12 protein-coding genes and 3 pseudogenes are annotated in these 12,797 nt (G+C 61.2%); 3 read left to right on the forward strand and 12 right to left on the reverse strand.

What is annotated here, in order from left to right; translation table 11 throughout:
* Positions 1-31: 31 nt before the first annotated feature.
* The 5 genes from ACV22Z_RS23315 to ACV22Z_RS23335 all read right to left on the reverse strand — a co-directional run bounded on the left by ACV22Z_RS23315 (position 32) and on the right by ACV22Z_RS23335 (position 5,363).
* The gene (locus tag ACV22Z_RS23315; protein ID WP_448078631.1) at positions 32-1,048 is read right to left on the reverse strand and encodes an NADP-dependent oxidoreductase; all 1,017 of its coding nucleotides are present in this window, start codon (positions 1,046-1,048) and stop codon (positions 32-34) included.
* A 188-nt stretch (positions 1,049-1,236) separates the two neighbouring features.
* Positions 1,237-2,025: an SDR family oxidoreductase gene (locus ACV22Z_RS23320; RefSeq protein WP_448078632.1), complete on the reverse strand. Its 789-nt coding sequence runs from the start codon at positions 2,023-2,025 to the stop codon at positions 1,237-1,239.
* A gap of 276 nt (positions 2,026-2,301) precedes the next feature.
* Positions 2,302-2,892 carry a phosphatase PAP2 family protein gene (locus ACV22Z_RS23325; RefSeq protein ID WP_448078744.1) on the reverse strand — a complete coding sequence of 197 codons (591 nt, stop codon included), beginning with the start codon at positions 2,890-2,892 and terminating at the stop codon, positions 2,302-2,304.
* 136 nt (positions 2,893-3,028) lie between these two features.
* Entirely contained in the window at positions 3,029-4,345 is a 1,317-nt protein-coding gene (locus ACV22Z_RS23330; protein ID WP_448078633.1) for an Nramp family divalent metal transporter, read from the reverse strand.
* A gap of 79 nt (positions 4,346-4,424) precedes the next feature.
* Positions 4,425-5,363, reverse strand: a complete 939-nt coding sequence (locus tag ACV22Z_RS23335) for a helix-turn-helix domain-containing protein (protein ID WP_448078634.1) — start codon at positions 5,361-5,363, stop codon at positions 4,425-4,427.
* A 611-nt stretch (positions 5,364-5,974) separates the two neighbouring features.
* Between ACV22Z_RS23335 and ACV22Z_RS23340 the strand changes: the two genes are divergently transcribed.
* From ACV22Z_RS23340 to ACV22Z_RS23350, 3 genes are all read left to right on the forward strand, one after another.
* Positions 5,975-6,928: a LysR family transcriptional regulator gene (locus tag ACV22Z_RS23340; RefSeq protein ID WP_448078745.1), complete on the forward strand. Its 954-nt coding sequence runs from the start codon at positions 5,975-5,977 to the stop codon at positions 6,926-6,928.
* Between the two features lie 70 nt (positions 6,929-6,998).
* A complete protein-coding gene (locus ACV22Z_RS23345) occupies positions 6,999-7,400 on the forward strand; it encodes an OsmC family protein (protein ID WP_448078635.1) in 402 nt (133 codons plus the stop codon).
* Positions 7,401-7,821: 421 nt separating this feature from the next.
* Positions 7,822-8,076, forward strand: a complete 255-nt coding sequence (locus tag ACV22Z_RS23350) for a hypothetical protein (RefSeq protein WP_448078636.1) — start codon at positions 7,822-7,824, stop codon at positions 8,074-8,076.
* 178 nt (positions 8,077-8,254) lie between these two features.
* Here ACV22Z_RS23350 and ACV22Z_RS23355 read toward each other — a convergent pair.
* From ACV22Z_RS23355 to ACV22Z_RS23385, 7 genes and pseudogenes are all read right to left on the reverse strand, one after another.
* Positions 8,255-8,371: pseudogene (locus tag ACV22Z_RS23355) on the reverse strand (transposase domain-containing protein); the annotation flags it as partial.
* 19 nt (positions 8,372-8,390) lie between these two features.
* Positions 8,391-8,800: pseudogene (locus tag ACV22Z_RS23360) on the reverse strand (IS66 family transposase); the annotation flags it as partial.
* 236 nt (positions 8,801-9,036) lie between these two features.
* Positions 9,037-10,095 carry an EpsG family protein gene (locus ACV22Z_RS23365; protein ID WP_448078637.1) on the reverse strand — a complete coding sequence of 353 codons (1,059 nt, stop codon included), beginning with the start codon at positions 10,093-10,095 and terminating at the stop codon, positions 9,037-9,039.
* Entirely contained in the window at positions 10,092-10,265 is a 174-nt protein-coding gene (locus tag ACV22Z_RS23370) for a hypothetical protein (protein WP_448078638.1), read from the reverse strand. Before ACV22Z_RS23370 ends, ACV22Z_RS23365 begins: the two co-directional genes overlap by 4 nt.
* A gap of 80 nt (positions 10,266-10,345) precedes the next feature.
* Complete coding sequence (locus ACV22Z_RS23375; protein WP_448078639.1) at positions 10,346-10,522, reverse strand: hypothetical protein; 177 nt, start codon at positions 10,520-10,522, stop codon at positions 10,346-10,348.
* Between the two features lie 484 nt (positions 10,523-11,006).
* Positions 11,007-11,602: pseudogene (locus ACV22Z_RS23380) on the reverse strand (IS5/IS1182 family transposase); the annotation flags it as partial.
* 4 nt (positions 11,603-11,606) lie between these two features.
* Positions 11,607-12,794, reverse strand: coding sequence for a glycosyltransferase family 4 protein (locus tag ACV22Z_RS23385; protein WP_448078640.1), 1,188 nt, complete (start codon positions 12,792-12,794; stop codon positions 11,607-11,609).
* Between the last annotated feature and the right edge of the window lie 3 nt (positions 12,795-12,797).

The following is a 12,797-nucleotide window of genomic DNA, read 5'->3' on the forward strand; positions in this document are numbered from 1 at the left end:
CATTGCGCGCGCCGCCCGCCCCCCGCCCCGTTTACGCGTTCGGATCGACCCGCAGCACGAGCTTGCCGCGATGATCGCCGTCGAACAGGCGATTCAGCACGTCAGGCGCATTCTCGAGCCCGTCCGCGACGGTTTCCTCGGCCTTCAGCCGGCCGTCGCGCAGCCAGCCCGCGAGCGTCTGCACGGCCTCGCGGCTGTTGCGATAGTCGAGGATCAGGAAGCCGCGCATCGTCAGCCGCTTCGAGATCAGCACGCTGACGTCGTCGGCCGCGCGTCCGCTGTTGTAGTTCGCGATCGTGCCGCACAGCGCGACGCGCCCGCCGATCACCATCCGCGACAGCACCGCGCGCATCACGTCGCCGCCGACGTTCTCGAAGTTCACGTGCACGCCATCCGGCGTCGCCGCCTTCAGTTGCTGGCGAAAATCGTCGGCCTTGTAGTCGACCGCCGCGTCGAAGCCGAGCGTGTCCGTCAGGTAGCGGCACTTGTCCGCCCCGCCCGCGATCCCGACCACACGCGCGCCGTGGATCTTGCCGATCTGCCCGGCGATCGACCCGACCGAGCCGGCCGCGGCCGATACGACGAGCGTCTCGCCCGGCTGCACCGGCGCGATCTCGGTCAGGCCGTAATACGCGGTCAGCCCGCTCATCCCGCACGCGCCGAGCAGCGTCGGCAGCGGCAGGCCCGACTGCGCGGGCAGCTTCACGAGCTGCGCGGCCTCGCTGGCCGGCACGACCGCGTAGTCCTGCCAGCCGACAAGCCCCTGCACGAGATCGCCCTCCGCGAAGGCGGCGGAACGCGACGCGACGACGCGCCCGATCCCGAGCGCGCGCATGACTTCGCCGATCGCGACGGGCGGCAGGTACTGCGGGATGTCGCTCATCCACACGCGATTGGTCGGGTCCATCGACAGGTACAGCACGCGCACCAGCACTTCGCCGTCGCCGAGCGCCGGCACCGGCGTCTCGACGAACGAGAAGTGTTCGCGGCCGACGCGCCCTTCCGGACGCGTCTTCAGCAGCAGTTGACGGTTGACGAGCGTCGACACGATGTTCTCCTCCATGGTTCCAGGGTCTGTTTATTTACATAAAGAACGCACATGCGAATGCCCGAAATCGCTCCCCCAACGGGACTTCCTGCGGGGTGCAGGCAAGAAGCGAGGAGCGCCGATTGGCCGAGCCAAACAAACGAGCAGCGACGCGCGCGATGCACGCGCGCCCGATCAGATCGCGCGCGTCAGACCGCGCACATGCCGCCGTCGATCACGAGCTCGGCGGCCGTTACGAAGCGGCTCTCGTCGGACGCGAGATAGACGGCCGCATGCGCGACGTCGTCCGGCTCGCCGAGGCGCCGCATCGGAATGCCGCGCGCGAGCCTGCGCGTCGCGTCGCGCTCGCCGAGCTGCTTGAACAGCGGCTCGACGATGCCCGTGCGGATGAACGCCGGATGGATCGAATTGCAGCGCACGTCGAGCTCCCGGCGCGCGCAGTCGATCGCGACCGACTTGGTCAGCGACGCGACCGCCGCCTTCGATGCGTTGTACGCGGTGAACTCGGGTTCGACCTTGAACGCGGCGACCGACGAGATATTGATGATCGACGCGGGCCGGCTCGCGCTCAGGTACGGCATCGCGTACTTGCAGCCGAGCACGATGCTCTCGACGTTGATCTCCATCACGCGCCGCCATTCCTTCAGTTCGAGCTGGTCGAGCGCGCCGACCGAGCCGACGCCCGCGTTGTTGACGAGCACCGACAGGCCGCCCATCGCGTCGTTAGCCTGCGCGAGCAGCGCTTGCCAGCGTGCGTCGTCGCGCACGTCCTGCGTTGCGGAGAACGCGAGCGGCGCAGTGCGGCCGGCGTTGAGTTCCTGCGTGAATGCGTCGAGCACCGCCGCGTCGACGATGTCCGTCACGAACACCCGCGCGCCCTGCTCGACCATGCGGCGCGCAATCGCGCGGCCGAGGCCGCCCGACGCGCCGGTGATGAATGCGCACTTGCCTGCAAGGCGTGAAGAAACTGCTGTCATCTGTCCCACTCCCGATCATGATTCGACGCCGCGGCCGACGCCGCGTGGTTCACGAGTATATCGAGACGATCATGCCGGTCGGCATCGTCGAATGACAGGCAGCGTACGCGAACGGCACCAATCGATGAAATGAATATTCGTTATGTCCGGTCATAGACCGAATTGATGACCGTCGGCGCGCCGGCCGCGATCGTGGCGCGACGCACCGCGCATGCGCTGCGCGGCCACGTTACGGGCAAGCCGGCGGGCCTTTCGCCATGGGGATGGCAACCGCCGTCAGAACCGGTCCGACGACGTCGAGCGCACGAACGCGCAGAGCTGCGGCGAATGCGTATCGATCATTTGCTGGAAAGGCGCACGGTGCCCGTAAGCGATGCCCGATATGAGGAACAGGCTGATCGCGGCCACCCGCGGCGAAAACGGCTTTTTCTCCACGCGATCGTAAGCGCGCAGGAAGGCCAGCGCGACCGACGCGCCGAGCACCCAGCCTGCGACGACTTCGGGAAACGTATGCGAATGGTCGAATACGCGCGCGACCGCCGTCATCGCGCCGACGCTCAGGCCGATGAGCACGCCGGGCAGTTTCCCGGCGCGGAACGCCTGCCACAACATGGAAGCCGCCACGGTCCACACCGACGTCGACAGCATCGTATGACCGCTGATCACGCGAAAATCGAACTGAGGGATGCCGATTCCGCACCCTGCGTAAAGAATCTTGGTTGCACCGACGACACTCATGCCTGCCGCCAGCAGTGCGATCCAGCGGACCGCAATGCGCCAGTCGAACAGCGCGAGCCACGCGGCGCAGGTGACGGCGATCGGCAATGTCAGGGCGGCATCGCCGATGTTGCTGATTTCGCTCCACATATCGAACATCGCGTTACTGCTGAAAAGACTTGCAGTCTAACGCACACGCACGCAATGCCCCGATGTCGGCCGGCGTTTCAACCGGCGTGTCAGCCCGCTCGTCACCCCGATGTCAGCCCGAGTTTCAGCCCGACTGTCAGCCCGCGACGCCGGTGATCAACAGCAGGTTCGTGCCCGAGATCACGGCGAACAGCGCCCACGCGGCGACCTGCATCCGCCTGCCGATCGCATGCTCGCCCATCGTCGAGCGGTCGCTGACCGAACGGATCAGCGGCCACATCGCGAACGGCAGCTGCAGGCTCAGCAGCACCTGGCTCCACACGAGCAGCTGGCCGACCGCGCGATCGCCGAGCCACAGCACGCCGATCAGCGCGGGAACGAGCGCGAGCCCGCGCGTGATCAGCCGGCGCTGGTAGCACGGAATCTTCATGCGCAGGAAGCCGTCCATGATCACCTGGCCGGCGATCGTGCCCGTCAGCGTGGAGCTCTGCCCGGACGCGAGCAGCGCGATGCCGAACAGCAGCGCGGCCGCCCCGCCGACGAGCGGCGTGATCAGCCGGTACGCCTGCTCGATGTCGGTGACGTTGGTCTGGCCGGTCGCATGGAACGCGGCGCCGGCGACGATCAGGATCGCCGCATTGACGAGCATCGCGACGAACAGCGACACGAAGGTGTCGACGCGCACGAGCGCGAGCGTGTCGCGGATCATCCCGCGCGCGCCGCCGACGACGTGCCGCGTCTGCACGACCGACGAGTGCAGGTACAGGTTGTGCGGCATGATCGTCGCGCCGACGATGCCGAGCGCGAGCACGATCGCGTCCTTGCGGTCGTGGCCGGGGTCGCCCGGCACGAGGCCCTTGAACACCGCATGCCAGTCGGGCGGCACCATCGCGACCTGCGCGACGAAGCAGAACGCCATCGTGCCGATCAGGCCGAGCACGATCGCCTCGATCTGCCGAAAGCCCTTGCCCTGCAGGCCCAGCACGATCATCGTGTCGAGCGCGGTCAGCACGATCCCCCAGGCGATCGGCACGCCGAGCAGCAGCTTGAATGCGAGCGCGCAGCCGAGCACTTCGGCGATGTCGCACGCGACGATCGACACCTCGGCGGTGACCCACTGGACGACGCGCCCCAGCGAGCCGTAGCGGTCGTAGCTCGCCTGCGCGAGGTCCTTGCCGGCGACGAGGCCGAGGCGCGCGGCGAGCATCTGCAGGAAGATCGCCGCGAGGCTCGAGAAGGCGACGACCCACAGCAGCGAATAGCCGAACTGCGAGCCTGCCTGGATGTCGGTGGCCCAGTTGCCGGGGTCCATGTAGCCGATCGCGACGAGCAGGCCGGGGCCGAAGAAGCGCTTCAGCTTCGCCCAGCGGGACGCGCCGGCGTCGATCGTGATGCTGCCCTTGACTTCGGAGGGACAGAACGGCGCCGTGGCGGTGGTGGGAAGAAAGGACATGGAAGCCGGAAGTCGGGTCGCGATAGGGCCATTCTACGGGCAGCCGCGACCGCCGCCGACACCGGCCCATGCGTCGTGCTCAGCGTCCGCCCGACGCGATGATGCGCGGCCATTCGGCGTCCGGCGCGCCGGCCGGATCGCTGCCGGCCTTCGCGAGCCGTTCCCGCTCGGTCGTGCGGTATTCGGTCGGCGACATCGCCAGACACTGCCGGAAGAGTTTCGCAAGGCGCTCGCCGCTGCCGAGCCCCGTGCGCCGGGCGACCTTGTCGGCCGGCAGGCTCGTATGGATCAGCATGTGGCACGCGCGCTCGAGGCGCACGTTGAGCACGAATTCCGTCGGCGTCACGCCGATTTCCTTCTTGAAGCGCCGGAGAAAATTGCGCTCGCTCATTGCGACCGATTCCGCGGTGCTCGCGATCGAGATCCGGTTGACGCTCTGTGCGCGCAGTTGCTGCACCGACGTGCGAATCGACGGGCTCGCGCTCAGTTCGCGGATCGCCCACATCGACTGCGCGTAGCGCTGGTCGACCGGTCGCGATACATTGTGGCCGATGTCCTGCGCGACGCCCTCGCCGAGATCGCTGCCGAACATGTCCAGGACCGCGGCAAATACGTCGTCGCCCGGCTGCCCGGACGTCGCCGGCGCCGACACGAGACTCGATGAGCCGGCCGCCGGTTTCGACGCAACGATCTCGGAAAGCTTCATCGCATCGGCGATCCAGCGGGCATTCGCGCGGATGTCGGTCAACCGGCGCTGCAGCGCATCGCTCCAGGTGACGACCGCGCGATCGCCATGAAGATGAAAGAACGCGTGCGCGCGCCGGCCATGCGTGTCGTCGAGCGCGGCGGTGGCGATCTTCACGCCCGACGAAGACTGCAGCAGCCCGCCGGCCGCAGACACGAACTCGAGCTGGTAAGCGGTGCCGAGCGCCTGCATGCGGTTGGCGAGATTGAAGGCTTCTCCGAGACGTGCTGCTTGAGCCAGTGAAAATCCCGCGCTCAAAAAAATGACGACCATCCGTTGATCTTCTGCGTCCACTTGCCAAGCCCCCGACTCTCTCAGTCTTCTAATTATGACTCTCGAACCATCCGCGCCTCTATTTTGATTTAATCCATGCGCTTAATCGGATGGCGATTCTAAAGCGACACATCATAGTCCAAGCAGCGATCCAGCAGTTAATATTGTCGGCCAGCGACCGTGTTATGGCGGATTATTACAGGATATCCAGCTGGACCGGCCTTCCATCAGCAAGTTGCACGAAAGATCATTAACTCGCTTGGCTGCCGATACCTCGAATCGCATCACCCCGCGCCGAGCCGGACGATTCCGGCATTTGCCGGGCCGTCGGTCTCGTGCAATCCGCGCCGATCGACACGCGTATCGATCCGATTTTTCACGTATCTAAATATTTGTCCGATTTAAATCATCCTCTGGTTCAATTGCCTTTCGCGCAAATCGCAAACGTTTCCGCATCGCCAAAATCGAAGAACATCGGCAAACGGTATCGCAATCAAATGCGGCGGCGCCGGGGACGGCATTCCCGGCGGCTCCCGGATAGCCGCGACGCGGCGGCCGGCCGACGCGCATCAATTAGAATCGGTCACCGCCCCATTGCCTCCACGCTGCCCGTGCCTTCCGACCACCGCCTCGACCTGAACCTGTTCCGCGTGCTCGATGCCGTCTACATGCATGGCGGCATCAGCGCCGCTGCCCGCGCGTTGCACCTCACGCAGCCCGCCGTGACGCATGCGCTCAACCGGCTGCGCGCACATTTCGACGATCCGCTGTTCATCCGCCAGGGCAACCGCGTCGTGCCGACCGAGCGTACCCGCTCGGTCATCGCGGAGGTCCAGCGCCATCTGAAGGGGCTGCAAGGCGCCGCGCGCGCGCAGACTGCCTTCGATCCGGCAACCCTTGACCTCGACGTTGTCGTGGGTTTCCGCGACGTGCTCGAGTCGATCGCACTGCCGCAGCTCGTCGCCGCGTTCGCGCAGGAGTCGCCGGGCCTGAAGGTCGCCAGCCGGCACGTGCCGGTCCGCGACATCGAGCGCGAGCTCGCGTCCGGCAACCTCGATCTCGTCATCGAGCGCCGCCTGCCGACCGGCCCGCATATCGCGAGCGAGTACCTGCTCGACGAAACGCTCGTCGTCGCGATGCGACGCGACCATCCGCTCGCGAGCGCGCCGCTGCGGCGCAACGACTACTTCGACGCGCGGCACATCGCGGTGTCGTCGCTCGGCGAACCCCAGTCGCTCGACGTGCTGCTCAGCAACGACGGCCGCTTCCGCCATATCCAGATCGTCTGCCAGCATTACTTCGCGGCCTGCCAGATCGCGGCGGCCGGCGATCTGCTGCTCACGCTGCCGCACTCGTACGCGCTGCGGATGACGGCGCTGCTACCGATCGCCGTCCGGCCGCTGCCGCTGCGGCTGAAGCCGTTCCCGATCCTCGCGTACTGGCACGAAACGCGCGAAGCGGACCGCGCGCATCAATGGTTTCGCGAGCGCGTCGGCGTGCTCGTTCGCAACGTTGCCGGGGACGGTGCCGCGCTGCCTGCACACTGGCGCACACCGACCGGGTGAAGCGGTATGCTGGCGGAACTGACGGCCGCGCGAAGCGGGCTCGTCCGCCACCTTTCTCCGGAGATCCGCAATGTCGCTCATTCACGCCGCTGCCGTCCTCGAGGCCGATGCGCCCGACTTTGTCGTTAACCTGCACGCCGGTTCGCATGCGTTGACGGGTGACGAAGGAGAACGCGAAGGCGGCAGCAATCGCGGGCCTGCGCCCTTCGAGTTCGTGCTGGCGGGTCTCGCGCAATGCACGGCCGCGACGCTGCGGATGTACATGCAGCGCAAGACATGGCCGGCCGCGCGCATCGACGTGCGCACCGAACTCCACGTCGACCGCGAAGGGCTGCAGTACGTGCGCCGCATGGTGACGGTTGACGGTCCGCTCGACGACGCGCAGCGGCAACGCCTCGCGGAGATTTGCGAGAAGACACCAGTGACACTCTTCATCAAGCGCGGTACGCGTATCGAGACGACGTTGCGCTGAAGCGCGAGCCCTGGAGCAAAGACGGGAGGGGGGAGATTGCCGCCCTTCATCGGCGGGCGGACGGATTCCCGGCAATCAGGTTGACATCGAATAGTCGATTCGGTGCATGGCGCTCGCTTGAATGCATGTCGCATCATTCACCGCACTGCCCGCATCGCGAATGCGGCGCTGGAACGGATGCATTCACTCGCATTGAATCACATGAACCATTTTGGGGCAGAGATTCAAATTTATCTTGCTTACAATCCTGAAGACAATTTACGCAAACGATTTCCGCCGCCATTCGTGACAAAATTCACGAGTCTTTCATATCGATTCGCCACGTCCCGCAATGTCTGGAACAGACAATTTGCCGAAATATTTCTCACGAATTGATTATCCGTTGTACCATTAGCCGTACCACACGCAACGGGGATGACCCATGGATCTCTTGCTGTCCGCCATCTCGAAGGTGGCGGCATTGATTGTTGTCGCGTACGTGATTTATAGCGTGCACGCGGCAATTTGGGTAAGCAGCCGTCATGAAGGAAGGTACTTCCATCTTGAGTTTCAACCACGCAGGGCCAGAGGGAACACCGAGCGGGAAAAGCTCAAGCGGCTTCGCAGATTTATGTATGCTGCGGGCATTTCGCTCATCGTGCTATTCATATCTTCTTTTACGATGCTATTGACTTGAAGCATGCGCGAACTAGGGCAATTGATCATTGCATTTGCATTAACTTGCAAGGTCTAGTGCCACGAATGGTTCATGGGCAACGATGAGTGCATGTGGTAGCCCCGCCTCCCGAGCCAATCTTCCGTACGAACACTTTACGCAACCCGGATCGGCTTACCCTGCCTCGCCCCCAGTGAGGCCAGCGATGCGGCAGCAGCGCATCGATGTCGCTGGCCTTGTGGGTCGGCAAGCGAGTCAGGACGTCGCTCAGATAGGCAAGTGGATCGAGCACGTTCAGTTGCGCCGAGCGGATCAAGCATGACGGCGGCCGTGCGCCGTTCCACCGTGATCACGCCCGACGTGTAGTCCAGCTTCTCGCTCACGTCCTCGCCGATGCGCATGCGCTCGCAGCCGCACTGGCAGATCCTGCTGCCCGGTTCGTGATAAATGTCGGTGCGCGGCAGTTGCGGTGGCGCGGCGCCCGTTTCGGCTGCTCGCGTTGCCCTTCAAGTCGTGTCGGCTCGAGCTGTTTGAGCTCCATCTCGATGGCAACCAGGTCACCATTGATGGCCGCGTCGAGCAGGCTCATCTGTTCACTATTGAGCCATTCGCTGCGTCGGCCGAACTGTTGGTGTTTAAGGATCGATATCCCGTAGGTGAGTTGGTCGATACGAGGCCGCCGGTAGCGGAGTTCCCGGTTTCGTTCACTCGCTTCCCGGTCCTTCTCCCTGACCTCGGCAATCAGTTCAGCGTGAACCCGGCAGCAGCCGCGGCCGCATCGTACGTGTGCACGCTTCGGGAACCGGCGTGACGGCCAGATTCAAAGCCGCGGTGACGTTGGATGCATAGCAAACCGTGGGGCCGCATAAATAAAGATCTGATCGCAAGTACTACGTGCGTATTTGCGATCGATCGAAAACCAATAGGCGAATGATGTAGCTGCGGGTGACCGTCAATGCTACGTTCAGCGGCATTGACGCGTCATAGAAAGTACGAGTACACGCCGGAGAAGAAGTTTTTCACGACGTCATACATGACCATCATCATCACGAGCGACGCAAGCCATAAACCGATCTGATGCTTTACACGGACCTCAGGTAACAGAAATGCGACCATCACTGGCGCATAGTAGCCGATTCGACTCATCGCGAATGGGAAAACGAAGAATGCCGTCACCAGAAAGGAAATAAGCCCAAGGTGCATCACGGCGAGTCGATTCACTATGAAGTCACGAGCCTGTTGCTGTCGTACTATTTTCCAATGATAGAGGATCATCATTGGGACTATCATATAGACGGTCAATGCAACAACATACGCAGCATTGAATGTGAGTTCGAGGTCGCGATACTCTGCTACCCGCCGGCCGCCAAAATTCGCGAACAGAATTCGCGAAGCCAGTGCGAGCAGCACGCCGACGGACATACTTGTGACGGCAGAAACTACCGGTCCGCGACGTTGCGTGAGCCGTGCAATCAGCAAGAACAGTGCCGGAAAGGCAAACGTCGTATGGACCGTTGCCGCGACCAACGCACCGAGACCAGGACGCTTCCATCGAAGCGCCATATACATGGCGATCGTCAATGCCATGCCCTGGCGAATCTGGAAGAGCCCCATCGTTGCGAGGCCGACAGGAATGATGGCCCACAAGCACAAAGCGAATATTGGCCGGCGAGTGTTCCAAAGCGCGGCGATCATGGCGGCATTTAGCGCGACGACCGTAATGCGTACCCCAACCTCTGCGTCGAAGCCAATCGAGTTGATCGCGAGCACCCAGACGTGCCATCCAATTTCCTCGGTCATCGTGCTGGCCGCAAAGTTTAGCAGCGACGAGCTATCTGACCAGAGGCTCTTAAACCAATCAATGTCCGTGAACTTGAAGTAGTTGATGTAATTGTCTTGATCAAGCAGTAAGCTGCGATCTCCGAGCACCATGACACTCAGAATGGCGGCCGACAGCAATATGAAGACAACCGCAGAAGGTTGCAGTAGCTTCTTGCTAACCGAGAATGCGAGGCCGCCCTGCGAAATCGTGATCTTCATCGATCAAAACCGACATTGAGGCACACAGAGATGGCGATCGGTACGATTGCCAACATGACAAAGAGTTCGATTGCGACTCTGAGCCCGCTGCACGGAACATGCTCAACTTCACCCGACTCTTCAATATATTTGTCGGCCCATTGCATGAGCTTCGATAGCTTGTTCGTCATCAATTTGGCTTCCTCGTGTCAAGTGCACGAAGTTTCGTCTGACTATCTGCGGTGCGTACTTCGCCAATACCGCTTGACCCTCAACGCTTGTTATGCGACTTGTCGCCGTCGCTAGTGGCATACATCCGAAATGCATCGACCACGGAGAGGGCGCCCATGTTGGGCGCTGAGAATAACACATCCGGCGCTGGACGGCCATGCTGCGACGCCACCAAATCGTAGCTATCGAAGAAGCCGATTGCGGTTCGGATGCGCATTCCGGTGCCTCCGCGTTTCATCCAGACGCCCAGACCAATCATCGCGACCGAGAAGCCAAAACGACGCCTGCTTACCCATCACCCAAAGTGGTTCGATGATGCGACATAAATGCCGTGTTTTGCACTGTACATTTCGAGAAAAGACGCGTTCCTCAATGTTCAAAAATGGGGAGCAAGTTATGTGTCTGCACGAGACGCACTGCCTACGTGCTGCGGTGGTATTTTCTGATTTATCTTCGGGTTGCAATGTCCTGCAACCTCAACAAAGGAATGAATGAGATTTTCCCGAGAAGCCGCAGGTAATTCGCCCTGCATTCGCTACCAAAGTGGTGGTAACGGCCGGCACAGCAGGCTGTTGAAGCACCTCAGCGATGCGCGGCGTGCCTTTCCAAAAAAACGCCGCGTCAGCCTAGTTCGTGTCGATCTGATGCCGAACGTCACCAATCTCGGCAAGCCAATGCAATCTCCTCACTGATTTGCGCTTCTATACCGCTTTCCCGGTGAGTAAACGTACGCGCGTGAGGTTATAGGCAACCCGAGTCAGCAAGAACAACTGCTCGCCCCGTTCTCGGCCGCAATACACCGCCTGACGACACCGGCCGACCGTCTTGCCCCGGCCAAACACCTCTCTATGAATTTGGTCCGGATGACAGTGTATCTGCCCAGCGTGTCGTGCGACCATCAATCGCTGAGTTACCCGTGCGGCCAACGTTTTGCGCAACATGTGACGTTAAGCGATTGGCGCGGCAGTTCGCCCGCAACCCACCGTGTCACAGTTCTTGTCGGCCCCAACCGTGACGGGAACGGCGGTAAGTTGTGCTGCGTGCGCGAGCATTGCAGCCGCAGGGTCGCGATCGGTTGTACCACTGGCCTGCGTGACCTGCGCGTTCACAACCAAGCCGTGCCGGCTATCCGTGAGCAGCTGCCCGACATGCATAGCAGCGCGCTGGTGCAGCAACTCTTGCGAAACATATTCGCTTGACTGTCCGTACTCGATTCATGCGTCTCGTTGCTGCGATTCTCATCGTGCCAGTTCTCGCGCTAACGCACGCCACCATCGGGCGGCGCATCGTCAACGGAGCATTCATATTTTTGTGGTTCCGCGGGATTTCATTTTCGATGAAATTTGACGCGTAATTCCATTACCATAAACATCTCTCAAACCGATATCCACAAAAAGCCGATCCCAGAGAGAAAGAATTTGTGAAGGAGCAAACCTTGTAGCCACATCTGTCGCCAAGCTTGCCATTCGGCTTCTCCCTTGATGGTCGACCATTATTTTCCGCAAACCGTCGGCAAGAGCATCGACATCACCCACCTCACTCACCAGCAATCCATCTACGCCAGCACGAATAATATCCCTTGGACCAACATCACAGTCGTAACTAACCGCCGCACAACCACTTCCCATTGCCTCAGCCAAGGTTTGCGGCAATCCCTCAAATCGGGAACTCAAAACGTAAAGGTCGGCTCTCTTGTACCAATCGCCAATATTTCCAGCTCTACCCGGCATCGCAATTGATTCGTCAAGTGAGCTATCCGAGATTTTTTCTTGAAGTCGATTTCGCTCAGATCCCTCGCCAAGAATAACGAGTTTCCAACCTGGCACGCGCCGGTTAATTTTTGAAAACGCTTGAATCAGTAAATCGAATCCTTTTTGGGGCTCAAGTCGGCCTACGGCCAATAGCATTCGCGTATCCGCTGGCACAAATTGCGCGGGCGATAGCCGTGGTTCCGTATCCTCGACCGGCAAAGCAACGGGGTTCGGGATAATACTTACATTTCGACAGCTACAATTGCGCTCGAGCCAAGCCCTTGTTTCCGTCGTTAAAGCCACTACAGCAGCAGCATGTTTAAATGTCAGACTCCGCAGCCTCTCCCATATCATGCTCATTCTGAGCATGGGCGGGTGATTGTGCTCAGTAGCAATTACTTTGAATCCAAGTCCGATATTTGCAAGAATGGCAAGAATGGACGGAACCGTCATAATTCCGATTACGACATCCGGACGCTGCGTCTTCAAGAGATGACGAACTGCAGCCAACCGTCTGAAATTGGCTATCAGTCCACCAAATATCCACGATGAGGTACCGGCGAGCGCCAATTCAAGACGTACTATCCGATCATCCAATTTGTAAAAATCGGAATCAGATGACGTAAACGTTGCGATTTCTACATCGCATCCCCGCGCAGCCCATTCATTTGCAAGATTAGCGGTGACTCGCTCAGCCCCACCGCAACGCATCGAATGATTGAGGAAAAGTATCTTCATAGA

The organism is Burkholderia sp. PU8-34 (assembly GCF_053427725.1).

Coding starts and splice junctions, on each gene's coding strand:
- ACV22Z_RS23345 (WP_448078635.1), top strand. CDS start 6,999: ATGTCGCTCATTCACGCCGCTGCCGTCCTCGAGGCCGATGCGCCCGAC.
- ACV22Z_RS23320 (WP_448078632.1), bottom strand. CDS start 2,025: ATGACAGCAGTTTCTTCACGCCTTGCAGGCAAGTGCGCATTCATCACC.
- ACV22Z_RS23325 (WP_448078744.1), bottom strand. CDS start 2,892: ATGTGGAGCGAAATCAGCAACATCGGCGATGCCGCCCTGACATTGCCG.
- ACV22Z_RS23385 (WP_448078640.1), bottom strand. CDS start 12,794: ATGAAGATACTTTTCCTCAATCATTCGATGCGTTGCGGTGGGGCTGAG.
- ACV22Z_RS23330 (WP_448078633.1), bottom strand. CDS start 4,345: ATGTCCTTTCTTCCCACCACCGCCACGGCGCCGTTCTGTCCCTCCGAA.
- ACV22Z_RS23370 (WP_448078638.1), bottom strand. CDS start 10,265: ATGACGAACAAGCTATCGAAGCTCATGCAATGGGCCGACAAATATATT.
- ACV22Z_RS23365 (WP_448078637.1), bottom strand. CDS start 10,095: ATGAAGATCACGATTTCGCAGGGCGGCCTCGCATTCTCGGTTAGCAAG.
- ACV22Z_RS23335 (WP_448078634.1), bottom strand. CDS start 5,363: ATGGTCGTCATTTTTTTGAGCGCGGGATTTTCACTGGCTCAAGCAGCA.
- ACV22Z_RS23375 (WP_448078639.1), bottom strand. CDS start 10,522: ATGCGCATCCGAACCGCAATCGGCTTCTTCGATAGCTACGATTTGGTG.
- ACV22Z_RS23350 (WP_448078636.1), top strand. CDS start 7,822: ATGGATCTCTTGCTGTCCGCCATCTCGAAGGTGGCGGCATTGATTGTT.